Source organism: Panacagrimonas sp. (assembly GCF_965216805.1).
Lineage (GTDB): Bacteria > Pseudomonadota > Gammaproteobacteria > Nevskiales > Nevskiaceae > Panacagrimonas.
Genome location: NZ_CBDCGN010000002.1, coordinates 1,837,819 through 1,859,869, shown reverse-complemented (window position 1 = coordinate 1,859,869; position 22,051 = coordinate 1,837,819). Strand labels below are relative to the sequence as shown.

Annotated in this window: 22 protein-coding genes, 2 pseudogenes and 1 other annotated feature; of the genes and pseudogenes, 11 read left to right on the top strand and 13 right to left on the bottom strand. The window is 63.2% G+C overall.

All coding sequences use genetic code 11. The annotated features are described in order from the left end of the window. Nucleotides 1-18: 18 nt before the first annotated feature. The 4 genes from pth (at nucleotide 19) to ACOOHP_RS08855 (ending at nucleotide 4,565) form a co-directional block, all read left to right on the top strand. Nucleotides 19-603, top strand: a complete 585-nt coding sequence (gene pth / locus ACOOHP_RS08870) for an aminoacyl-tRNA hydrolase (RefSeq protein ID WP_420466086.1) — start codon at nucleotides 19-21, stop codon at nucleotides 601-603. A gap of 125 nt (nucleotides 604-728) precedes the next feature. Further along, nucleotides 729-1,826 carry a redox-regulated ATPase YchF gene (gene ychF / locus ACOOHP_RS08865; protein ID WP_420466961.1) on the top strand — a complete coding sequence of 366 codons (1,098 nt, stop codon included), beginning with the start codon at nucleotides 729-731 and terminating at the stop codon, nucleotides 1,824-1,826. A 336-nt stretch (nucleotides 1,827-2,162) separates the two neighbouring features. Then, nucleotides 2,163-3,215, top strand: a complete 1,053-nt coding sequence (locus tag ACOOHP_RS08860; protein WP_420466085.1) for a tyrosine-type recombinase/integrase — start codon at nucleotides 2,163-2,165, stop codon at nucleotides 3,213-3,215. A 123-nt stretch (nucleotides 3,216-3,338) separates the two neighbouring features. Further along, the gene (locus tag ACOOHP_RS08855; RefSeq protein WP_420466084.1) at nucleotides 3,339-4,565 is read left to right on the top strand and encodes a site-specific integrase; all 1,227 of its coding nucleotides are present in this window, start codon (nucleotides 3,339-3,341) and stop codon (nucleotides 4,563-4,565) included. Nucleotides 4,566-4,601: 36 nt separating this feature from the next. Here the strand turns inward: ACOOHP_RS08855 and ACOOHP_RS08850 are convergent. The 3 genes and pseudogenes from ACOOHP_RS08850 to ACOOHP_RS08840 all read right to left on the bottom strand — a co-directional run. After that, nucleotides 4,602-5,333, bottom strand: a pseudogene (locus ACOOHP_RS08850) (IS3 family transposase); the annotation flags it as partial. Further along, on the bottom strand, nucleotides 5,266-5,574 hold the full coding sequence (locus tag ACOOHP_RS08845; protein ID WP_420466083.1) for a DsbA family protein: 309 nt from the start codon (nucleotides 5,572-5,574) through the stop codon (nucleotides 5,266-5,268). The pseudogene ACOOHP_RS08850 and the gene ACOOHP_RS08845, both read right to left, overlap by 68 nt. Further along, a complete protein-coding gene (locus tag ACOOHP_RS08840) occupies nucleotides 5,528-5,749 on the bottom strand; it encodes a hypothetical protein (protein ID WP_420466994.1) in 222 nt (73 codons plus the stop codon). The genes ACOOHP_RS08845 and ACOOHP_RS08840 overlap by 47 nt, the downstream gene beginning before the upstream one ends. Before the next feature lie 93 nt (nucleotides 5,750-5,842). Between ACOOHP_RS08840 and ACOOHP_RS08835 the strand changes: the two genes are divergently transcribed. Together ACOOHP_RS08835 and ACOOHP_RS08830 are read left to right on the top strand one after the other, a co-directional pair. After that, nucleotides 5,843-6,118, top strand: a complete 276-nt coding sequence (locus tag ACOOHP_RS08835; protein WP_420466082.1) for a hypothetical protein — start codon at nucleotides 5,843-5,845, stop codon at nucleotides 6,116-6,118. Next, the gene (locus ACOOHP_RS08830; protein WP_420466081.1) at nucleotides 6,102-6,539 is read left to right on the top strand and encodes a TA system VapC family ribonuclease toxin; all 438 of its coding nucleotides are present in this window, start codon (nucleotides 6,102-6,104) and stop codon (nucleotides 6,537-6,539) included. The genes ACOOHP_RS08835 and ACOOHP_RS08830 overlap by 17 nt, the downstream gene beginning before the upstream one ends. Before the next feature lie 101 nt (nucleotides 6,540-6,640). Here the strand turns inward: ACOOHP_RS08830 and ACOOHP_RS08825 are convergent, their stop codons facing one another. Beyond that, nucleotides 6,641-7,534 (bottom strand): LysR family transcriptional regulator, encoded by an 894-nt coding sequence (locus ACOOHP_RS08825; RefSeq protein WP_420466080.1) that lies wholly within the window; start codon nucleotides 7,532-7,534, stop codon nucleotides 6,641-6,643. A 117-nt stretch (nucleotides 7,535-7,651) separates the two neighbouring features. Here ACOOHP_RS08825 and ACOOHP_RS08820 point away from each other — a divergent pair, with 117 nt between their 5' ends. Continuing rightward, a complete protein-coding gene (locus tag ACOOHP_RS08820; protein WP_420466079.1) occupies nucleotides 7,652-8,377 on the top strand; it encodes a pirin family protein in 726 nt (241 codons plus the stop codon). Nucleotides 8,378-8,552: 175 nt separating this feature from the next. Here ACOOHP_RS08820 and ACOOHP_RS08815 read toward each other — a convergent pair whose 3' ends face one another. The 6 genes and pseudogenes from ACOOHP_RS08815 to ACOOHP_RS08790 all read right to left on the bottom strand — a co-directional run bounded on the left by ACOOHP_RS08815 (nucleotide 8,553) and on the right by ACOOHP_RS08790 (nucleotide 15,320). Then, on the bottom strand, nucleotides 8,553-8,897 hold the full coding sequence (locus ACOOHP_RS08815) for a cytochrome C oxidase subunit IV family protein (protein ID WP_420466078.1): 345 nt from the start codon (nucleotides 8,895-8,897) through the stop codon (nucleotides 8,553-8,555). After that, nucleotides 8,894-9,181 (bottom strand): cytochrome c oxidase subunit 3, encoded by a 288-nt coding sequence (locus ACOOHP_RS08810; RefSeq protein WP_420466077.1) that lies wholly within the window; start codon nucleotides 9,179-9,181, stop codon nucleotides 8,894-8,896. Before ACOOHP_RS08810 ends, ACOOHP_RS08815 begins: the two co-directional genes overlap by 4 nt. Nucleotides 9,182-9,229: 48 nt before the next feature. Next, a complete protein-coding gene (locus ACOOHP_RS08805; RefSeq protein WP_420466076.1) occupies nucleotides 9,230-10,600 on the bottom strand; it encodes a sensor histidine kinase in 1,371 nt (456 codons plus the stop codon). 10 nt (nucleotides 10,601-10,610) lie between these two features. Then, complete coding sequence (locus ACOOHP_RS08800; RefSeq protein ID WP_420466075.1) at nucleotides 10,611-11,270, bottom strand: response regulator transcription factor; 660 nt, start codon at nucleotides 11,268-11,270, stop codon at nucleotides 10,611-10,613. Nucleotides 11,271-11,310: 40 nt separating this feature from the next. Then, complete coding sequence (locus tag ACOOHP_RS08795) at nucleotides 11,311-13,746, bottom strand: TonB-dependent receptor (RefSeq protein WP_420466074.1); 2,436 nt, start codon at nucleotides 13,744-13,746, stop codon at nucleotides 11,311-11,313. Nucleotides 13,747-14,078: 332 nt separating this feature from the next. Next, nucleotides 14,079-15,320: pseudogene (locus tag ACOOHP_RS08790) on the bottom strand (IS256 family transposase). A 62-nt stretch (nucleotides 15,321-15,382) separates the two neighbouring features. Between ACOOHP_RS08790 and ACOOHP_RS08785 the strand changes: the two are divergent. Then, nucleotides 15,383-16,608, top strand: a protein-coding gene (locus ACOOHP_RS08785; RefSeq protein WP_420466000.1) for an IS3 family transposase whose coding sequence is annotated in 2 segments (ribosomal slippage) — nucleotides 15,383-15,668 and nucleotides 15,668-16,608 — 1,227 coding nt in all. Because the reading frame shifts where the segments join, the coding sequence is not laid out codon by codon here. Continuing rightward, nucleotides 15,661-15,777: a sequence feature (AL1L pseudoknot), on the top strand. Its footprint overlaps the gene before it by 117 nt. A gap of 196 nt (nucleotides 16,609-16,804) precedes the next feature. Here the strand turns inward: ACOOHP_RS08785 and ACOOHP_RS08780 are convergent. After that, on the bottom strand, nucleotides 16,805-17,095 hold the full coding sequence (locus ACOOHP_RS08780) for a LexA family protein (protein WP_420466073.1): 291 nt from the start codon (nucleotides 17,093-17,095) through the stop codon (nucleotides 16,805-16,807). 223 nt (nucleotides 17,096-17,318) lie between these two features. On the opposite strand from ACOOHP_RS08780, the gene ACOOHP_RS08775 reads away from it, so the two are divergent. Next, a complete protein-coding gene (locus ACOOHP_RS08775; RefSeq protein ID WP_420466072.1) occupies nucleotides 17,319-17,870 on the top strand; it encodes an L-2-amino-thiazoline-4-carboxylic acid hydrolase in 552 nt (183 codons plus the stop codon). 435 nt (nucleotides 17,871-18,305) lie between these two features. Then, nucleotides 18,306-19,052 carry an SDR family oxidoreductase gene (locus tag ACOOHP_RS08770; RefSeq protein WP_420466071.1) on the top strand — a complete coding sequence of 249 codons (747 nt, stop codon included), beginning with the start codon at nucleotides 18,306-18,308 and terminating at the stop codon, nucleotides 19,050-19,052. 16 nt (nucleotides 19,053-19,068) lie between these two features. On the opposite strand, the gene ACOOHP_RS08765 is transcribed toward ACOOHP_RS08770, so the two are convergent. Further along, nucleotides 19,069-20,091 (bottom strand): GlxA family transcriptional regulator, encoded by a 1,023-nt coding sequence (locus ACOOHP_RS08765; RefSeq protein WP_420466070.1) that lies wholly within the window; start codon nucleotides 20,089-20,091, stop codon nucleotides 19,069-19,071. 141 nt (nucleotides 20,092-20,232) lie between these two features. Between ACOOHP_RS08765 and ACOOHP_RS08760 the strand changes: the two genes are divergently transcribed. Next, a complete protein-coding gene (locus ACOOHP_RS08760) occupies nucleotides 20,233-20,940 on the top strand; it encodes a DJ-1/PfpI family protein (RefSeq protein ID WP_420466069.1) in 708 nt (235 codons plus the stop codon). Between the two features lie 255 nt (nucleotides 20,941-21,195). Here ACOOHP_RS08760 and ACOOHP_RS08755 read toward each other — a convergent pair whose 3' ends face one another. After that, on the bottom strand, nucleotides 21,196-22,035 hold the full coding sequence (locus ACOOHP_RS08755; protein ID WP_420466068.1) for a CmcJ/NvfI family oxidoreductase: 840 nt from the start codon (nucleotides 22,033-22,035) through the stop codon (nucleotides 21,196-21,198). Nucleotides 22,036-22,051 lie beyond the last annotated feature (16 nt).

The window sequence follows — 22,051 nt, the reverse complement described above, 5'->3', positions numbered from 1 at the left end:
GTTTGAGATGCTCAGACCATGAATTCCGAACTGCAAGTCGCCCTGATCGGCCTCGGCAATCCGGGGCCGGAATACGCACGCACCCGCCACAACGCCGGCTTCTGGCTGGCGGACCGCTTCGCCGAACGCCATCGCGCCGGCTTTCGCGCGGAGGGCCGATTCTTCGGTGAATTGGCGCGTGTTCGCACGGGCGCGGCAGATGTGTTCGTGCTCAAGCCCGGCACCTACATGAACCGCAGCGGGCAGGCCGTTGCGGCGCTCACCCAGTTCTACAAGCTAACGCCGGCGCAGGTCCTGGTCGCGCATGACGAACTCGACCTGCCCACAGGCGCGGTCAAGCTCAAGCTAGGCGGTGGCCACGGCGGACATAACGGCCTGCGCGACATCCATAAGCCGCTCGGCGACGGCTATCGTCGCATCCGCATCGGCGTCGGCCATCCCGGGGAGCGCCATCTGGTCATGCCTTACCTGACTCAGCAAAGGCCGGACAAGACCAGCGAGGAAGCGATCCTGCAGGGGATCGAGCGCGCACTGGATGCGGTGGAGATGTGGCTGGACGGGAGTTGGGACAAGGCGGTGCAGGCCTTGCACACCGCGAGCTGAAGCAGCGCACCGCCAGCAGGTGGCAGGCAACGCGGCGATAATGCCGGCCGCAGATGCGACGACACCGGCAGCGTGGTGTGCCGCCGCCGTTGTCAATGATCGATTCAATCCAGGAACACAACAACGTGGGAATCAAGTGCGGCATCGTCGGCCTGCCCAATGTCGGCAAGTCCACCCTATTCAATGCGCTGACCAAGGCGCAGATCGCGGCGGAGAACTACCCGTTCTGCACCATCGATCCCAATGTCGGCATCGTGCCGGTACCTGACGCACGGCTGCAGGCGCTGGCTGCCATCGTCAAGCCGCAGAAGATCCTGCCGGCCACAGTGGAGTTTGTGGACATCGCCGGACTGGTCGCCGGGGCCAGCAAGGGTGAGGGTCTGGGCAACCAGTTCCTGCAGCACATCCGCGAAACCGACGCCATCGCGCATGTCACCCGCTGCTTTGCCAACGACGACATCATCCACGTTGCCGGCAGCGTGGATCCGATCCGCGATATCGAGATCATCAATACCGAGCTGGCGCTGGCCGATCTGGAAACGGTAACGCGCGCGGTCGATCGCGTCGCCAAGGTGGCCAAGTCCGGCGACAAGGCCGCAGCGTATCGTCACGACGTGCTCAAGCGCGTGCAGACGCACCTGGACGATGCCCAACCGGTGCGCTCGCTACCGCTCGACGCCGAGGAAAAGCTGGTCATCCGCGACTTCCAGCTCATCACTGCCAAGCCGCTGCTGTACGTTGCCAACGTCGACGAGGACGGTCTCAAGAACGGCAACCCTTACCTGGAAAAGGTCGCCGCCCTCGCCGCACGCGAACACGCGCAGATCGTGCCCGTGTGTGCCGCCATCGAAGCCGAGATCGCGCTGCTCGACGAGGACGACAAGGCCGCGTTCCTCGAAGACCTGGGGCTGGACGAGCCCGGCCTGAACCGCGTCATCCGCAGCGCCTACGCCCTGCTCGGCTTGCAAACCTATTTCACTGCCGGCGTTCAGGAAGTGCGTGCCTGGACGGTCAAGGTCGGCGCCACCGCACCGCAGGCGGCCGGCGTCATCCATACCGACTTCGAGCGTGGCTTCATCCGTGCCGAGGTGATCGGCTACGACGACTACATCCGCTACAAAGGCGAGCCCGGCGCCAAGGAAGCCGGCAAATGGCGGCTGGAAGGCAAGGAATACGGCGTTCGCGAAGGCGACGTCATGCACTTTCGCTTCGCCAACGTATAGCAGGGCATGGACGTTCACCCCTTGCATGTCAATCTATGGACATGCAATACGAGTTGGAGTTAAATGCGAGCAGCGGCCATGGGGCGTGCCCCTCAAGTTAGGTCGCAGCACGAGAGGGGGGGGTGAATGGCATCGTTGGAGTACGTCGACTTCAGGCCGTGGCGTGAGGTCGCAACGAGCGCAGGTATCGACTGGGAGCTAGACAAGGTCGCCCCTCCTGTTCCTCAACTGCCGCAGATCTTTTGGAAGGATGGCGACGGTTGGGCTGAAGCGAATCACTGGGCCTAAGAGAAGATCGTCAGTCACCGCGCTCACCTCGACACCGCCAAAGGTCTGATGAAGCACCTGCACGCTTACGCGTGCTTCCTCGAAGAACACAGTCTCGACTGGCGCCACTTCCCGACCCGCCTCAGCGAGCGTGCGGTAGTGCGGTTTCGCGGCGATCTGCTCAAGTTAATCGAACAGGGCAATCTGGCGTCGAGTACGGCTCGATCCCGAATCAACGCAGTCGTGCAATTCTACAGACATGCGTCCGCATATGACTTCGTCACTCCGACCACCCCCATGTGGCGTGATCGGCAAGTGGTCATTCGATATTTCGATTCAGCGGGCTTCAAACGCTCCCTGACACGACTCACGACTGATCTCGCCATCCCCAACCGCAGCGTTGTGGGCGTGCGCCTCGAGGATGGGTTGCTGCCGCTCAGCGATGAACACATGACGGAGCTCCTCCAGTTCACTGCGCGAGAGGAGACCACAGAACTCCACCTGATGCTGTCTACGGGATTCTTCACAGGAGCTCGGCTGGGCACTATCACTTCCCTCAGGATCGAGAACCTCGAGCAGGCGCGGCAGGACCCTTACCTGAACGGGTTTTTCCTCATTCGAGTCGGTCCCGGGACCGGCGTCGCTACCAAGCTCAATGTCGAAGGGGATCTGCTTGTACCAGGCATGCTGCTCGATGAGCTCAAGCGGTACGCCTATTCCACTGAGAGATTGAAGCGAGAGGAGAAGGCGCCTCAGGCTCTACGGTCGATTCTCTTCCTGACCTGTCGCGGCAAGAAATACAGCAACAACTCAGTCTCACGGCTGATGACGGGCCTCCGTCGCAGCGCAGTCAGCGCCAACCTCCGATTCATGGAGCGGTTCAAGTTCCATCAGACGAGGGCCACGTACGGCACGTGGTTGATGAAGCTGGCCCTCTCGGTGGCGACGGCAGCGGCGGCCATCGAATTCGTGAAGAACGCCATGCTGCATAAACGCGAATCCACCACATTCACCTACGTGAAGTTCCTCGAAACCAACAAGGGTAAGCAAGCGGTAGCCCAAGCGTTTCACGAAGTGTTCACCGGGCTACGCGAAAGGAATTGGGACACCTTCGATGCCTGACGATGTACGTCTTCCTGATCTGACGTTTGCAGGCGTCGAACACGGCAAAAACGAGACAACCTGGGACCTGACCTTCCTCCTCTACCTGGGGGGGCAAAGACCTACACGAAGCACGTCGTCCGAATGATCGCTGACGGCTCTCTGGGAGAGCCGCAAAAGGACCGACTCGAGCTGGTGGAGAAGATCCACGAGGTCATCAATGGGAAGCTTGTAGGCGGCGGCAGCCCTTACAGCGCGCAGAACATGATTCGCTGGGTCCGAGCGATGTTCGTATGGGCGGAAACATCCGATCACCACCTCAACCTCGCCTCCCTCGAAAAGACATATCTGGCGTGGTGCGACTCGTTGGTCAGCCGGCACCAAGTGACCAAGGATCTCAGCCAGCGTTCTGCTTACACGATGGGAGCGCAAGCCGGAGACGTCTTCGACACAGTTTTGGAGCGGTCAACGCCGTTGGTCACGACGACGCGCTTGCGGATGCCGACACAGCGCAAGACGGCGCGTGGAGTGAAGGCCGAAAAGCAAAACCTTGAGGAGACGTTCACCTTCGGGCACTTCCTCCAAGATATCTGTGACGCGCTGACCACCGAAACGGTTCTGAGAGGATCACTGCCAGTCCGAATCCCGCTCCGTTTGGGAGGCGAGTTGGTCGAATGGTCTGGCTACGCGAACTGGAAGGCAGTGCAGCACCACCTCGAGAACGAGCCGAGAGTAAGCAAGAAAGGGCGCGAGCGAAGAAACCATCGGAAGTCTCTCGCGAAGTTCAAACTGCGGGAAGCAGAAGGCACCCTTCGCACGCGCTACCCTCTTGCCAATAGGCGGTGCGAGGCCGAGCTGCTGATTTTCATAGGCCAGACCGGCATGAATTTCGCGCAGGCTCACAAGCTGAAGCTTCGCCACTTTCACTATGCCAGCCACCTCGATGGTTACTTGGTTCGAGACCGGAAAGGTCGCAGGGGCGGAGACGTACTCTTCGAGATTTTCAAGGAATACAAGCCGCATTTCGAACGCTTCCTGGAATGGCGGAGAGTGCTGTTCCCCGATTCCGAACTTCTCTTCCCCTTCGTTCGAATCGGTGGACGATCGCTCAACAGGCATCCGCAGTTCTCGTTGCGAGCCGTCTGCAAGGATTTAGGCCTACGCTTCGTTCCGCCGCAGGAACTGCGGAATACGCGCGTCAATTGGCTACTTCGCCGGAGCGGCGATCCTGACCTAACCGCCGCGATGGCACAGCATGGCAAGGAGACGTTGCTGGGTACGTATGAACGTCCGAGCCAGCAGCGGGCCATGGTCGAGATCACTCGCTTCTGGGCCAAGAACGACCCGACGATTGCTCGGACAAGCCCATGAACCGCCCCGGTTTTCCCGGAGGCTCGTTGTTGTGAGTCACGCCGCGAGGGCGAGACTCGGGATTTGTGAATAGTAGGCAGCTTCTGCTTCGGCGGGTGGGATGTTGCCAAGCGGTTCCATCAGTCGGCGATTGTTGTACCAGTCCACCCACTGCAGCGTGGCCCACTCGACGTCTTCGCGGCGTTGCCAGGAAGGCCGCCGGTGAATCACCTCGGCCTTGTACAAGCCGTTGATGGTCTCGGCCAGCGCGTTGTCGTAGGAATCGCCCACACTGCCCACGGAAGGTTCGAGACCCGCGTCGGCAAGACGCTCGGTGTAGCGGATCGACACGTACTGGACACCTCTGTCGCTGTGATGCACCAGCCGATCCGGGCCGACCGGTTTGCGCTCATGCAGCGCCTGCTCCAGCGCGTCGAGCACCAGGTCGGTCCGCGCCGAGGACGAAGCCCGCCAGCCGACGATGCGCCGGGCGAAGACGTCGATGACGAAGGCGACGTAGACGAAGCCCTGCCAGGTCGACACGTAGGTGAAGTCCGAGACCCACAGCTTGTTCGGCCGATCCGCCTTGAAGTGACGACGGACATGATCCAGCGGGCAAGGTGCGTTGGCATCACTCACCGTCGTGCGCACCGACTTGCCGCGGATGACGCCACGCAAGCCCAGGCGCTTCATCAGGCGCGCCACCGTGCAGCGGGCCAGATCAAAGCCTTCGCGCCGCAGTTGCCGCCACACCTTGCGCACGCCGTAGACCTGGAAGTTTTCGCTCCAGTCCGTTGGCTTCGAGCAGGGCCTGAGTCTCTGCTGGTCTGGCTACAGGTCGAGGGTGAGCATAGATCGCATCCCAGATGACGCGATGGTATGCCTCGAAGTTTCCGAGTTTCTGCGCGGCGAGCGCTCCCCTCATGTGCAGTCGCAGATCGACCTGTCCAGTACCAATTCCATTCCACCACGCCTGATTGATCTCAAGGGGTACGCCGTATCGTTTCGCCCAGCGGGCGGTGTCGCGCATCGAGTGCCTGAGCTTCGGAGGACACATCGGCGATGTCCGAAGAGAGGCGCGGATACTGATACGCGCGAGTTGCCTTGAAGCTGCCGGTCGCCAACCGCAGCTCCTGGCACACCGCGATCATCGCGGTGCAGCCCTTTGCGAGAGCTCGGCAGATGGACAGCAGGCTCTGGGCCAAGCAAGAGCGTCGCCATCAGCCATCGAACGACCCTCTTTGACGGCAGACTCAAGATGCCCCAATCTCCGCGCATCAATACAGCAAGGCATATTTATGCGTACCACCCTGGACCTTCCGGATGACGTGCTTCGCAGGGCGAAGATCGCGGCCGTGGAGCGCGGCTCCAGCCTGCGTCAACTTGTCACCGACGCGCTGCGTCACGAGATCGAGGGAGCCACGCCCAGCACTCGCCGGCGAATGACGAGTCCGCCGATCAAGCTTGCGGCCGACGCGCCCTTGCGCAAGCTCAGCCCGGACGCGGTCAAGCGTCTGGACACCGAGTCCGTCGCAGAAGCCGACGCGGCAAGGGCGCATGCAGTACGTCGCTGACGCCAATGTTTTGCTGCCGGTACTCACAGACGGGCACGCCCACCACGTTCCGGCGATCGAGTGGTGGGACGGCATCGATGACGGCACCGTCGGTCTCTGCCTTCCCATACGCATGGCCCTGCTCCGGCTGCTGACCAATGTTCGCGTCATGGGTTCTGGAACCCTGCGCCCAGAGCAGGCCTGGGACGCCGTGCGCAAGCTGCTCGACGACCCCCGAATTTCCCTGGTCGATCAGGTGCCACAGACTCACGCAAAGCACTGGCGCGCCAACATCGCGAAGCGCGAGCCGACACCGGACCTGTGGACGGATGCCTGGCTCGCCGCGCTGGCTCAGTCCACCGACTGCGAAATGGTCACGTTCGACCGCGGATTCCGCTCCTTCTCCAAGCTCAAGCTGCGCCTGCTTTCTCCGGCGGGCTGACGGGTCGCGTGGCTTCAACGGGTCCAGAGACGCCCTCTTCGAACTATAGGTTTCTCGAATCGCACTGCACGTAACTCTTGATCGCTTCGCGTGACCGTGCGCTACAGCGACTCCCGCTTCGGCGGCACATGCCGCTGAAAGCATTCCACCGCAGCTCGCGTCGCCGGCCCGGCGAGTTCCGGACGCACCACGACCAGATACAGGTCCAGCGAGCGCGTTCCGCCGATGGCCAGGGGCAGCGCGCGCACGTTGCCATCGCGCAGTGGCTGTTCGACCAGATGCGCGGGCAGCCAGGCGTAGCCCAGCCCCGCCATCACGGTGGCGAGCGAGGCCTCCAGACTGCTGACGGTGCAGCGACGGTCTTCGCCCAGCCAGCCTTCGTCGCGCGGATGCCGCTGACCGGAGTCGCGCACCACGACGTGCACGTGACGCGCGAGATCTTCGACGGTCAGCGCCTGGCCCTGCGCGAACAGCGCGTGCTCCGGGGCAGCCACCGCGATGAACGGAACGCTCATCAGGAAGTCGCCGAGAAATCCGGACGGCACGCGCGTGCTCAGCACCACGTCGGCGCTGTGCTGCTCGATGGCTTCCTCGGCGCCGGAGAGCACTGCATCGGCGAGCTGCAATTGAGTATCCGGACACAGCCCCTGCAGCTCGCCGATCACGCGCAGCAGCCGCTCGCGCGGAAAGGCCACGTCCACCACCAGGCGTAGCTGTGCCTCCCAGCCCTGCTTGAGCTTGCGTGCGAGCTGTTCGAGCGTCTCCAGGTCGCGCAGCAGCGGCCGTGCGCGCTGCAGCAGCGTGCGGCCGTGCTCGGTGAGCACCGCCTTGCGCCCCTCCACCACCAGCAGCTTCACGTCCAGCGCTTCCTGCAGCCGCGTGACCGCATAGCTCACGGCCGGCTGGCTCTTGTGCAGCGTCTCGGCGGCCCGGGCGTAGCCGCCGTGATCGACCACGGCGGCCAGCGCAGCCCAGTGTTCCAGATCGGTTTTCATTGTCGCGCGCTCCTACTGATCCAGTTTTCTGATTATTTGCATCCAAACATCGAGCTTTTTAATCCGCTTTCCTGAGCCTATTATCATTCCAGGCAAACGACAAACAGGAGCAGCACCATGAACCAGATCCGACTCGCCAGCGACCGCGGCCATGCCGACCGCGGCCATGCCGACCACGGCTGGCTCAATTCCCATCACAGCTTCTCCTTCGGCGATTACTTCGATGCCGAACACGTGGAATACGGCCCCTTGCGCGTGATCAACGAGGACCGTGTGGTACCCGGAGCCGGCTTCGGCGAGCACGGCCATCGCGACATGGAGATCATCAGTTACGTTCTGGCCGGCGAACTGGCGCACAAGGATTCCATCGGCAACGGCTCGGTCATTCGCCCGGGCGATGTGCAGCGCATGAGCGCGGGCACCGGCATCCGGCATAGCGAGTTCAATCCCTCGAACTCGAAGCCCGTGCATTTCTTGCAGATCTGGATTCAGCCCGACGTGCAGGGCATCGCGCCGAGCTACGAGGAAAAGCGTTTCGCGGAAGACGAGAAGCGCGGCCGACTCAGACTCATCGCTTCATCCGATGGCGCGCAGGGTTCGGTGCTGGTGCGCCAGGATGTGCGGCTGTACGCCGGCCTGTTCGATGGGGCCGAAACCGCAACACTCGCGCTGGCGCAGGGACGACGCGCCTACGTGCATGTGGCGCGCGGCACGATCACGGCCGACGGCGTGCGCCTGCAGGCGGGTGACGCGCTCAAGCTCGAGGACGTGCGCGAGCTGATCGTCGAACAGGGTCAGGACGCCGAGGTGCTGGTGTTCGACCTTCCCGGTGCAGCGGCGTAGGCGTCGGACTCGCGCGACGCCTCTCGATCACTTGCCATGACGCCTCCATTCGACAAGGGCGCGTCGGAGCCGGAACGGTCGCCCTTCCGGTTGGTGCCGGCTATGGCCAGCGGTCTCTCCGGCGCGGCGCTGCGACGGGTGACCGAGCACGTAGACGCGCACCTGCACGAAGCCGTCACCGTTCGGCGACTGGCCGGTATCGCGCGCCTGTCCGTCCGGACATCAGTAAATTCGCCTGGGCATCCCGTCGGAGAAGCACCAGCGCGACGACGACGCCTCCGATCAGGACCGTCCAGGGGTCGAAGGCCCAATGCAGCAGGGGTCGCGCGTCGCAAAGGTCCATGAAGTGTTTGCCGATCAGCCAGGTCTTGCAGAAGCCGATAGCGACCGCGATGGCGCCGCCGAGCTGCGCAGTGGACGTGTCGAAAGGGCGGCCCGCCGCGGTCCACCAGCTGAACAGCGCGGCGACGACCAGTACGAGCCACACCATCCATATCCGGCTGGAAATGAAAGACGTCATGCCAGCCTCGAGAGGTACAGTAGCGGGAACAGCACCACCCACAGCAGATCCACCATGTGCCAGTAGATGCCCGCTCCTTCCGCGAAACCTGCAGAGATACCGGGCTTGGGTCCACGCAGGCCACGCCACAGCGAAAAGAGCAGCAGCGCGCCGATGAGCACGTGCGGCAAGTGGATTCCGGTCAGGACGAAGTAGTAGGTGAAAAACAGGTTGGTCCCTGGCGTATAGCCCGCACCGACTTCTGCGACGTACTCCGTGATCTTGAGCACGGCGAAGACCAGCACACACATAAGCTCGGACGCGATCTCCCGCGCCGCCGAACCCCCAGCTGGTCAGTTTTCAGCGCGCGCCAACAACTTGGGAAACTCCACCACGAAACGCGCCCCGCGGGCCGCATTCGGATCAAGCGACAGGCGTCCGCCTTGCCGCTCCATGATGCGCTTCGCGATGGCGAGCCCCAAACCCGCGCCGGGGCCTGAGGCATTGAGACCGCGGCGGAACCGCTCAAACAGGAACGCAGCGGCATGCGCAGCGATTCCGGGCCCATCATCGGCGATGATCACAGCGGCAGCGTCAGCGGACAGCGTGATCGTGGTGCCGGCGGGCGTGTACTGAATCGCGTTCTCGATCAGGTTGCGAAAGACCAAGCGTGTCAGCGTTGCGTTCCCGTGCGCAGGCACGGACGCGTCGGGCGTCGCGGCGGTCACGTAGTGCCCCGAGTCGAGTGCGAGAGGCGCCAGTTCCCGAGCCACTTCCAGCGCAACGGCGTGAGCGTCGAACACGGCAAACTGGAACTGTTCCTGCGAATCGAGGCGCGCAAGACAAAGCAGTTGCTCAACGAGCCGCGCGAGTTGTTCGATTTCGAACGCAACATCGCCCAGCTCCTGCGCCGAAAAGCGGGACTCGAGTCGGGCTCGCAACGTCGCCAGCGGGGTGCGCAGCTCGTGTGCGGCGTTGGCGGAAAATTCCCTCTGCACGCGATAGTCGGCTTCGAGCCGATCAAGCGAGTCGTTGACGGCCTGAACCAGCGGGACGAGCTCCCGAGGAAGGTTTTTGGCATGCAAACGTTCGTCCAGACGATGCAGCGACAACCTCGATGCCTGATGCGAGACGGCACGCAAGGAGCGAAGCGATGACCGTACCGTCAAGACCACGACGCCGACCACGGCGCTCAGCAGCAGCGCAATCGACCAATACAACTCCTCCAATGCGCCGAGCATGAGCTGGCTGACCAGACTCTCTGCGTCTTCGAGATCGCGCACCACACGCAGCCAGTATGGGCCGTGAGCGTGATCGATATCGAGCGAGGCAGCCATGACCTTGTTGCCAGACAAGGCATCGGTTTCCCGCTGCATGACAATCTGTCCAGTGCCTTGAGCGATCGGCAATGGCAGATAAGGCGCAGTGAAGCCGCCCGACTCCAGCACCGTGCCCTCTGCGCTCAACAACTGATAACCGTTCAATGAATCCGGCTGGGCGTAGAACGCTTGCAGGGACGGTGGCAACTCGAGACGCGGCGATCCCGTCTCCGACACGACAGACGCGCGCAGGTCCTGCACTTGGACGGCGATGCTTTGGCCTTCCAGACCCCACAGCCCGTCGCGAAATTCGAGGTACAAGACCAGACAGCTACCGGCTAGCGCCAGCAGGACCACGAGGGTCAGTCGAACGACGAGTGCTCGGAGCAGGGATGGTGCGCGCATCGATTTGCGATCAGGAGGCTAGATAGCCCAGACCGCGCAAGGTCCGGAGCGACACATCAGCGCCCGCAGCCGCGAGCTTCTTGCGCAACCGGTGCACCTGCGTCTCCACCGAATTCGCACTGCGCTCCTGCTCGAAATCGTACAGGCATTCGGCAAGCCGCTCCTTGGAGATGACACGTCCCTGATTGCGCAGCAGCGCTTCGAGCACGATCAGCTCCGAGCGCGTCAGATCGAGCGGCGTCTCGGCGACGGTGGCGATTCGTGCAGACGTATCGAGCTTCACGTTACCGAGCGTCAGCGTGCGACCCAATGCCGCACCCGGACGACGTAATAGCGCGCGCAGCCGAGCGATGAGCTCCTGCATGGCGAAGGGTTTGACGAGATAGTCGTCCGCGCCGCCATCCAGACCGCGCACGCGGTCTTCGATCGCACCTAGCGCGGTGAGAATCAGCACCGGCGTCTTGTTGCCTCGCTGCCGCATTTGCTTCAGCGCATCCAGACCGCTGCCGTCGGGGAGCATGAGATCGAGCACGGCGGCGTCGTAGTCCGCCGCTTGCCAGACCTGCAGGCCTTCAGATACCGAGGCCGCGGTATCGACCGCGAATCCCTGCGCACGCAGGCTCACCGCGACGGCCTGGCAGAGGCGCTGGTTATCTTCGATGATGAGCAATCTCAATGGCCGATCTCAATGGACAGACTCGGTGATCCGCTCATTCGCCTGGTGTCCAGGAGTATTCGAACCTGATCCCGATGGTGGGCAGCGCCTCGTCGAGTCCTTCAATGATGTTGACGCCGCGACGTTCGTCCCATTCATAACCGTTGGCGTTCTCGCGCTCGTAAACGTTCAAGATGTCCAGATAAGCCACCAGGCTCACCGGGCCGAAGCGGCGCTGGTAGTCCGTGCGCAGACTGAGCGAATGATAGGCAGGCAGGCGCTCGGCATTGGTGCGCGTCAGCTCCTTGGAGAACCGCAGGGGACCCTCGCCTCCCAACACGTCGCTGTGCACGACGAACGCGTCGGTGGGTCGGCCCGACGCATGTTTCCATTTCGCCGAGAAGGTCCATCGGTCGCTCGGCTGCCAGGCGCCGACGATACCGACCGCGTGCGGCCGGTCCCAATCCGCTGCATATTCGCCTTCGCCGAGATTGTCGTCGCGGCGCGCGCGCGAGTAGGAGTAGGTCGCCGAAGCGCTCCAGCCGCGGCCCATGCGCTTGGCCAGCATCAGGTCCACGCCCGTCGCGGACCCCTCACCGATGTTGCTCGCGGTGTTCGTGGTCCGATCGTCAAACACGATCAGATCGTCGAGCTGCTGGTAATACCCTTCAGCCGAAAAACGCAGGTCCTGGCGCAGGTAGCGCGAATAGCCCAGCACCCACTGGGTGGAGCGCTCGCTCTTCAGATCGAGATTGGACGGATCGGCCGCGATATCGAGATAACGCGGTGCCTGGTGATACACGCCACCCCCGGTCCAGACTCGGGTGAGCGCATCAGGCTGCCAACTCAGCAGCAGGCGCGGGGCAACGGCGGACTTATCCGAAAACCCGTCGCGCTCGTAGCGCAGTCCGGGTGTCCATGTGAACGCGCCGAGGGTCCAGGCGTAGTCGGCATACGCGGCAAGCTGCGTCTCCGCTGCGCTCAAGGACGAGTCGTATTCCGCGGGAGTGAGCACGATGTATCGCTGTGTCGGGTCGGGGCGAAAGTCCGACTGTTCGTACACATACCGTATCCAGTCGCCGGAGAGACTACGGTCGAAGTCCAGGTCCACGCGAGCGACCCGCGCGCCGGCGGAGAAGATTCCATCCGATCCGAGCACCGTGCTGAAATCGCTGCGCCAGCCGATCTCGGTTTCACGCTCATCGATGCGCAGAATGTTCTCGCGCACCGGCGTCGTCGCAGGTGTCGGGTCGGGGCCCGCGAGGTCCGGATAGGCCTCACCCTCAGTGCCTGTCGTGTCGCTATTGCGGTAGTAGAACGTATTGCGCAACTGCGCGACGTCACCGGGAGACCAGCGCCACGTCACGCCGAGCAAGCTGCTGTCCTGCGTCGTGTCCTCAAGTCCCACATCCTCGAAGTTTTCGGACGCCAGCGCGTTCTCGACCGTTCGCTTGGAACTCTCGCTTGCGTCAATCGCCAGCAGTTCGAGACGATGATCGTCATTCAGTTCGGTGACGGACTTTGCGATGACATCGGTCAGGCGCTGCGTGCCGATGTCCAGCTCCTCGATGGCTTCGAACAAATTACTGAAATCAAACTGGCGCGCCGATAGCAGCACGCTGGTGTTATCGGCGACGTAACTCGGCCCCTCGTAGTCCGCCTCCACTCCGATGATGTCCACGCGCGCGCCCATCGTGGAGCTCACGGGATTGGCGTCTGCGATCTCCAGTTCTAGCAAGGAACCATTCCTGCCGCCCTCGGCCGCCCGCCAGCCGCCCGGAGAAAACTTGGCGCTGCCGATGATGTTCGGCGCGAAGATCGAATATCGTCCGCCACCGTCGACGCCTTCCTGCTCGCCGAGCGACTCGTCGAAATGCGCAACCCTGTCGAAAGGAATGCCATCGATCAGGATCAGGTTATCCCGCGGCCCGTTGCCGCGCACGGTGAAGCTTGAGAACTCCCCCGTCGAGACGACGCCCGGCAGAACGTCCAGCGCACGGACCACGTCGCCTGCGCTGCCGGGGTTACGTCGTATCTCCTCCCGCTCCAGCCGCACGGTGTTCGGCGTCGCCCGTGGATCCCCAGCTGTCGTGCGCGCCGTGACAACCACTTCCGTGACTACCACTTCGTCAATCACCTCATCGCTTCCACGCACTAGCGCAAAGTCCACGACAGCCACTCTGCGAAGCACGACCCGAACATCCGTCTGCACGGCATTCACGTAGCCCTGCTCTTCCACCTCGACCGAATACACGCCCTCCGGCACGTTATCGAACAAGAATTCTCCGGCGGCATCGGCTTCAACCGTGCCGTGAAGCCGCTGATTGCGCATGAGATGTACAGAGGCAGCCGGTACCGCCCGTCCAGTCACCGAATCCACGATGCGTCCACGAACGGCGCCCTCCGCCTGCAGTTGGACCTGGGCATGCGCCGTATGCGAGGCAGATACAAACAATATGAGCGCTGCTAGCAGCAATAGTCTGTGCAGCATGTCTGGTCCCTCGGACGGTTGATCGTCATCGGAAGCCAGACTAGCAACCCAGTCTGTCGCGAAACTTGCAGCGTATACAGGAGTTGCGGCAAACCCCCGTCAGTTATGTGGCTTCCCCGAAGAGGCAGCGACGCCCATCCATCCATACGGATACTCGTCCGAGCAGCAATAAGGCGGCTCGCAGCAGCGGGTCCGGGACGAGAGAGTACTGCGAGGCGACCGCTTCCACCCTTCCCTGCCAAAAAAAAAGATTGTCGGCACGGTCGTGTCCCAGAACGTGGTGTAGCTCGTCGAGTTAGCGGTCGGCTACTGGCAGGATCGGGCTGCGGTGCTCAGGCTGCCACAGCGGGCAGAAGGATGGCAGGGGTTTCGAGCATTTCGGTGAGGGTCTCGCGGGTCATGTAACGAGCGCGCTGTACCGCCCACTCGTCGTTCTGTTCGAGCAAGATCGCGCCGACCAGCCGCGTGATTGCTGCTTGGTTGGGAAAGATGCCGACGACCTCCGTGCGGCGCTTGATCTCGCCGTTGAGCCGCTCCAGGGGATTGGTGCTGTGCAGCTTCACGCGATGGGCAGCGGGAAAGGTCATGTAGGCCAGCACGTCGGGCTCAGCCTGATCCATCAGTGCCGCCAGCTTGGGTACGCTGGTCCTGAGCTGATCGGCGACTTTGCGCCATTGATCGCGCGCGGCCTGCGCATCGTTCTGGGCGAAGGCCGTTGCGATGAAGGCCGACACGACACGCCGTCCGCTTTTCCCGGCGTGCGCCAGGACGTTGCGCATGAAGCGGAGGCGGATCAGCAAACGATCCGGTGAATCGTTTGCCCGCCGACGACGGCAGCGCTGCCAGGTTGCCGTCAGCACCTTGGAGACCGCCGCCTTGATCCCTTCATGGCTGTCGGAGATGACGATCTTGACGCCGCGTAGGCCGCGCCGCGCAAGCTTGCGCAGGAAGTCCTTCCAGAAGGTCTCGGCTTCGGACGGACCAATGTCCATGCCCAGGATCTCGCGGCGGCCATCGGCGTTGACGCCCACCGCGACGATCACCGCCACCGACACGATCCGCCCAGCCTGACGGGTCTTCACGTAGGTCGCGTCGACCCACAGGTAGGGCCAGTCGCCTTCGATCGGCCGATCCAGAAAGGCATGGACGCGCTCGTCGATTTCCTCGCACAGCCGGGAGACCTAGCTCTTGGAGATCCCGCTGCCGCCCATGGCCTGCACCAGGTCATCCACCGAGCGCGTCGAGATGCCCTGGATGTAGGCCTCCTGGATCACCGCCGTCAGGGCTTTCTCGGCCATTCGCCGCGGCTCGAGAAAGCTGGGGAAGAAGCTGCCCTTGCGCAGCTTGGGGATGCGCAGCTCGACCGTCCCGGCCCGTGTCTCCCAGTCGTGCTCACGATAACCGTTGCGCTGTGCCAGCCGTTCCGGATTCTTCTGGCCAAACGCAGCGCCCGTCAGCGCGCCCACTTCCAGCTCCATCAGCCGCTGCCCGGCAAAGCCGATCATCTCGCGCAACAGATCGGCGTCAGGACTCTTTTCCAACAGCGCCCGCAGGCTCATCATCTCTTCGGTCATCGGTGGTTCCTCTGAACCGCCCCGGGAATCTCGGAGGCTCCCTCACTTGAGAGAATGGAGCCATGACCAGAGCATCGAAGTATTCCCCGGAAGTGCAGGAGCGCGCGGTCCGGATGGTGGCGGAGCACGCGGCGCAGCACACCTCGCAGTGGGCAGCGATTGAATCGATTGCTGCCAAGATTGGTTGTACAGCCGAGACGTTGCGGCGCTGGGTGCGCCAGGGCGAGCGTGACGCCGGTGTACGGCCCGGCCTGACCACGGCCGAGGGCGAGCGGATCAAGGCGCTGGAGCGCGAGGTCCGTGAACTGCGCCAGGCCAATGAGATTTTGCGCAAGGCATCGGCGTATTTTGCGCAGGCGGAGCTCGACCGCCCGTTCAAACGATGAAGGCGTTCATCGACGAGCATCGCTCGGTCCACGGGGTCGAGCCGATCTGCAAGGTGCTGCCGATTGCCCCGTCGACGTACTACGCCCACGCGGCTCGCGAGGCAGACCCACAGCGCCGTTCTACGAGGGACCAGCGAGATCGAGCGCTGGTGCCGGAGATCGAACGGGTCTGGAACGAAAACTTCCAGGTCTACGGCGTGCGCAAGGTGTGGCGGCAACTGCGGCGCGAAGGCTTTGATCTGGCCCGCTGCACGGTGGCGCGCCTGATGAAGCGCCTGGGCTTGCGTGGCGTCATCCGCGGCAAGTCGGTGCGCACGACGGTGAGTGATGCCAACGCACCTTGCCCGCTGGATCATGTCCGTCGTCACTTCAAGGCGGATCGGCCGAACAAGCTGTGGGTCTCGGACTTCACCTACGTGTCGACCTGGCAGGGCTTCGTCTACGTCGCCTTCGTCATCGACGTCTTCGCCCGGCGCATCGTCGGCTGGCGGGCTTCGTCCTCGGCGCGGACCGACCTGGTGCTCGACGCGCTGGAGCAGGCGCTGCATGAGCGCAAACCGGTCGGCCCGGATCGGCTGGTGCATCACAGCGACAGAGGTGTCCAGTACGTGTCGATCCGCTACACCGAGCGTCTTGCCGACGCGGGTCTCGAACCTTCCGTGGGCAGTGTGGGCGATTCCTACGACAACGCGCTGGCCGAGACCATCAACGGCTTGTACAAGGCCGAGGTGATTCACCGGCGGCCTTCCTGGCAACGCCGCGAAGACGTCGAGTGGGCCACGCTGCAGTGGGTGGACTGGTACAACAATCGCCGACTGATGGAACCGCTTGGCAACATCCCACCCGCCGAAGCAGAAGCTGCCTACTATTCACAAATCCCGAGTCTCGCCCTCGCGGCGTGACTCACAACAACGAGCCTCCGGGAAAACCGGGGCGGTTCAACAACGAGCATTCGCGGTACCTGGACGCGCGAGGCGGGTTGTCGTCGACGCCAGACGAGGGCGCACCCGCTACGGGACATCCGTTCGCAGATCTCAAGGCGATGCTCAAGAAAGTGTGACGCGCTGCCCACGTGGGCCGGCGCACCAGTCCTGCGACTTATCCGCTGATCGCACCCTGCTCTCGGCAAGCATCGATGACGATAGGTGGGTACTGCCCCTGATCGCTGTTTTCGGAGATCAGCGTGATCGTGGCGCCCCGCTTGCGGAGCCGCCTCAAGGTGAGTTGACGCTCACGGGTCTGTGAATCCTCGGCGGCTACCGCCACGATTCGATGACCGTCGGCAACGGCCTGCTCGTGAATCCGGACGAGATTGCCATCCAGGATGTGGGCATCCTGCATCGTGTGGCCCTGCACTCGAGACAGAAAGCTCGCTGAGGGACGGAACATCTACGGATCGATCCGGATTCGCCCCTGGATACGGGCGTCTGACAACAGCGGCTGGTCTGCAGCATTCGCTCCAACAGCGGTAACCCACCACGCGTTCGGCGTGTGCATCAGCACGTGAAACTACTCTTCCGGGTAGGGTGTCGTCGCTCGCCGTCGCGTTGACTGAGACGGATGCAGCCCCGCCCGATCAATGGGCGCAGCCAAACCACCAGAGGAGAAGACCATGGCGATGACGCCGTTCGAGATGTACAAGGCGCAAGCCGACGTGCTCGTTCCCATTGTGCGCGCGTTGCTGAAAGAGCTGGGCGCCGAACGGACTCACGAGCTAGTCTCAGAAGCAATCGGCGAAAACTTCCGCGCCATGGGCAAATCGATCTTCGAATCGCTGGACGGCGACTTCGGGAGCAAGACCAAGAAGCTTTGGGAAATCTACAACGTGGACAATTCATTCGACTACACCATTGAAAAGCAGTCGAAAGACGCGTTTTATGTGAGAGTCGACGGCTGCGGGTTCGCGAAATTTTTCAAAAGCATCGACGCGCCGGAGCTCGGGTTTCTCATCTGCTGCGGCCAGGACTATCCGCTGACGGAGGGCATGGACCCCAAGGCTGTCATGCGGCGGCCGAAGTCCCTCATGCAGGGCCACGATCATTGTGAGTTCTACTGGGACGTACACGAAGACCCGCAAAGATTGGAATCTGAAAAGAGCAAAGAGCTGTCGCGGGTCAGGAACGAACAGGTCATCCTCTTCCATAAGCACGCCGAAAGGCTCTGACACTGATCCGGGTGCAGGCTTCGCCGGCACGGACGGGAGGGCGTGCCCGAGCTGACGCAATGTCATGGCCAGCACCGACGGCCGCGGTCCTAGCGAATCCTGCCGTTGCAGACCGAAGGGCGGCTCTCAAGAAGAAGCCGTTCGGAGGTTTCCCGATTCTCCAAATGTCGCGTCGCCTACCGCGTTACGGAGTACGCACTTCCGGCCAATGCCGCAGAGCAGCCGCGTCATGACCGCGCGGATGGCCCCTTTCGTCCTTCCCGGCCCTTGATATCGGCGGATTCTCGCAACTCCGCGCCAAGGCCGGCTGGCCAGAGACTCACCACCATCGGAGATGCCCGGCGTTGTGAAACGACTTTTTTTGTCGTTGTTTTGTCCCTTCCTCGCGAGACCGCGGACTCAAACTGCTTCGTATCCAATCGCGATGGAGGCAGGATGAGACTGACAGGCAAGACCTCCCTGATCACTGGCGGCACGAGCGGTATCGGCCTTGCGACAGCAAGCTTGTTCGCGCAGGAAGGCGCCAGGGTTGCGGTGACGGGCCGCGACGAATCCAGGTTCGATGAGGTCAGGACAGCGCTCGGATCGGACGCTTTGATCATCAAGGCTGAGGTTCGCTCTGCTGACGATATGCGGGAGATGAGCCGGCTCGTGAAGGACCGCTTTGGCGCACTCGACATTTTCTTCGGGAACGCCGGCCGGGCCTTGCCGTCGCCCCTCGAAACGACGGACGAAGCGCTTTACGACGAGCTGATGGACACCAACGTCAAGGGTCTGTTCTTCTCGATGCAGGCCGTCTCGCCCCTGCTACGGGAAGGCGGCTCGGTCATCCTGAACACCAGCTTCCTCAACCAGACCGGCAGGATCGGACTGTCGCTCACCGCGGCCTCGAAAGCTGCGGTGCGATCTCTGGCGAGAACCTGGTCCCAGGAATTCCTGCCCCGTCGCATCCGCGTCAACGCGGTGTCGCCCGGGTTCATCCGCACGCCGATCATGGCCAGGATGGGTCTCAGTCCTGAGGAGGTGAAGCAGCAGCAAGCTGGCGCAGCCGCGCTGATTCCGGTCGGCCGCATGGGAGAGCCCGAGGAGATCGCCGCCGCGGCGCTGTTCCTGGCAAGCGACGATTCCCGGTATGTCGTCGGCGCCGAGCTGGTGGTCGACGGCGGGATTTCGCAGCTCTGAGCCTAAGCGGCGGCAGTCAATTCACGCGTTGCGCTGCGCGTACAGCGGGTGTCATGGGCGCAACGCCCGGACCATCGAGCTTGCTGCCCGATCCCGCTTTGCGCAGCACGCGCGGCGTCTGTCCAAGCACGCGCAGAAACGCGAGCCGCATGCGGTCGGTGTCGGTGAAGCCGACGGAGCGCGCGACAATATCCAGCGATTCGCGACCTTCCTCGATCCGTGGCTTGGCCGCTTCGACGCGAAGTCGTTCGACCAGTTTGGCCGGTGTGGTGCCGGTGGCCTTGAAGAACGCACGTCCGAACTGCCGGACACTGAGATTGGCGATGTCGGCAAGACGTTCGAGCGGCAGCGAGTGTTCCAGGTTCTCACGCATGAACGACATCACGCGCCGCATGCGGTCCGAGTCGGGGTCGAGGCGCAACAGCGAAGAGAACTGCATCTGCCCGCCAGCGCGTCGGTGGTAAACGACAAGCTGGCGCGCCACCGTTCGAGCGACGGTCTTGCCCAGGTCTTCCTCGATCAGGCTCAGCGCCAGATCGATGCCGGCGGTGATGCCGGCGGACGTCCAGATGCGGTCATCGCGGGTGAAGATGCGATCGCCGTCGACCTGCACCCTGGGATGGCGTCGCTGCAGTTCCGGCGCGTACATCCAGTGCGTGGTTGCGCGCCGCCCGTCTAGCAGTCCAGCCGCGGCAAGGATGAAGGCGCCCACACACACACTTGCCACGCGCCGGATGCCGTCGTCGTAGGCGGCACGGACGATACGGGTTTGCTCTACCGGGATCGGATGCAGCACCGCACCCTCGCCGCCAATCACGAACAGGGTGTCGAGCCCGTCGAATTCGGCGCGCTCGCTGCCGACCATGACCCCTTCGGAACTCCGAACCATTCCGCCGGACGCGGAGAGCACCCGGATCCGGTAGCGCTCGCTGCCCAGCCAGTTGGCGAGGTGGAACGGCTCCATGGCGCCACCGAGATCAAGCAGGATGAAGTCGGGTGTGACGAAGAAGCCGACCGTCAGCGGAGCGCGCTGCGTCATGGATGAATCCCGGAAGAGGCGATGCGTCCAGCCTAACGGACCCGAATCCAGACGTGTCGAATCTGTCCTGAATCGACGGAACTTCGTCCATCCTCGTACCGGCCACTGCCGGACACTGGGGCTCCCTAACGGAGAGCCTTCATGAAAATTGCCTGCTTCCTTTACCCGAACTTCACCTCCGCCGACCTGATCAACCCGGTCACGGTCTGGCAGTTCGTTCCGGGTGTGCAGTTTGAATTCATCGCCGCAGAAAAGGGTCCGGTCGCGACGGACACGGGCCTGGCGTTCGTCGCGACCCACTCGTACGCCGACGCCTCGCCCGATCCGGATGTTGTATTTGTTCCAGGCGGCGCGAAGCCGACGATCGACGCCCTTGGCGATGCCGCGCTGCTGGACGCGATTGCGCGCCTCAGCCGAGATGCGAAGTGGGTTGCCAGCGTGTGTACCGGATCGCTCGTTCTCGGCGCCGCGGGACTGCTGCGGGGTTACCGCGCCGCATGTCACTGGTACCCGCGTCAGTGGCTGACGAAATTCGGCGCGACCCCGTCGGACGATCGCGTGGTGATCGACCGTAACCGCGCCACCGGCGGCGGTGTCACCGCGGGTATGGATTTCGCGCTGCGCCTGGTCGCCGAATGGGGCGGCGAATCGGCGGGGCGGCTGATCGAGCTGATTGTCGAATACGCACCCGAGCCACCCTTCAACACCGGTCGGCCCGAACTGGCAGACGAAGCGACGCTGTCCGCCGCACGCCAGATCATGGCCGCTGAGTTCTCCGAGGCAGCGGTGGATCAGGCCGGCCAGCGGCTGAGTATGTCCACGCGCACCGGGGCGGCGGTTTCCGCCTGAACCGGAAGCTCGGCTCCGCATCAAGTGCGCGATGCGGTTCTCTCGATGTGGAGAGGGCGGAAACCAAAGGCGCAAACGCGAGCGCAGTGGCCGCAGGTCTTTGAAGGCCTGCTTCGGTCCCTCCCTGCCCCCGCATCATGCGATCTCCAATGGAAAGTCCTCGCCGCGTCCGGCGCAACATTCGATGTGGGATGCGTGAAGGCAAAGCCGCCTGCGAACGCGTCGCCGCGTGCCCGCGCGCCGAGCGTACTTCGTTCACCACATGACGAGGGTCCGCACCTCAATGCTGTATCGCGGCGGCGAACCCGGCGGGGTAGTGGGATCGTCGAATGCCGTGTGCGCGGAGCAGCGCGCGCGTCCGTCGGTCATCGAGTCGAAGCACTTGACGAACAGCAGGTCGTCGCGACACATTTCGGGAAAGTAATACCAGCGGTGATCCGGGCAGTGAAACATCTGGAAGACCTCGCCACGGCGGTCCGGGTAGATCAGGTCGGAGACGACGAGGTCGCCAGCGGCGACGGACCGCGCATCGCAAACCGCGAGCGGTGCGTCACGTAACGGTTCGAGCAGCGGGCGCCAGAGGTTGATGAAGTTGTAGCGCCGCTTGAAGACCTCCGCCGCGGCCTTTTCACCGAGCAGGTCTCTGACGCGCTGCGGAGCGGACCAGTCGGTGTAATCGTTGTGAGCGATGCGTGCGGGCTTGCCGATCGCTTCACCGGCGGCGCCACGCGGGGCATGCCTCACGTTGTGGTCAAAGGCGATGGCGCGTGCGGCGCCGGTCTTTGCGACGACCACCGCTTCCATTTCGCCGTAGTAGTCGGCGCGAACCGCGTCCGGGTCCTCGAAGGAACCGAAGGACGTTGGATACTCCCCGGCGGTCATCGCGAAACCGACGCCGTCGAGCGTGAACTCCGCTATCTGCGGCCAGCCGTTGCACACGCGCATGATCCGGAATTCGCGATCTCCGATTTCGATAGGGACATCCGGTGGTGCCGGGTCCACATAGCGATAAGGCCTGGCGTCGAGGCGAGCCAGATAGCCGATCTCTCCTTCGACGAAATTCAGAGCGCGTCGCGCGATACCAGCATCATCCACCGCAGGGTCCCCCTAC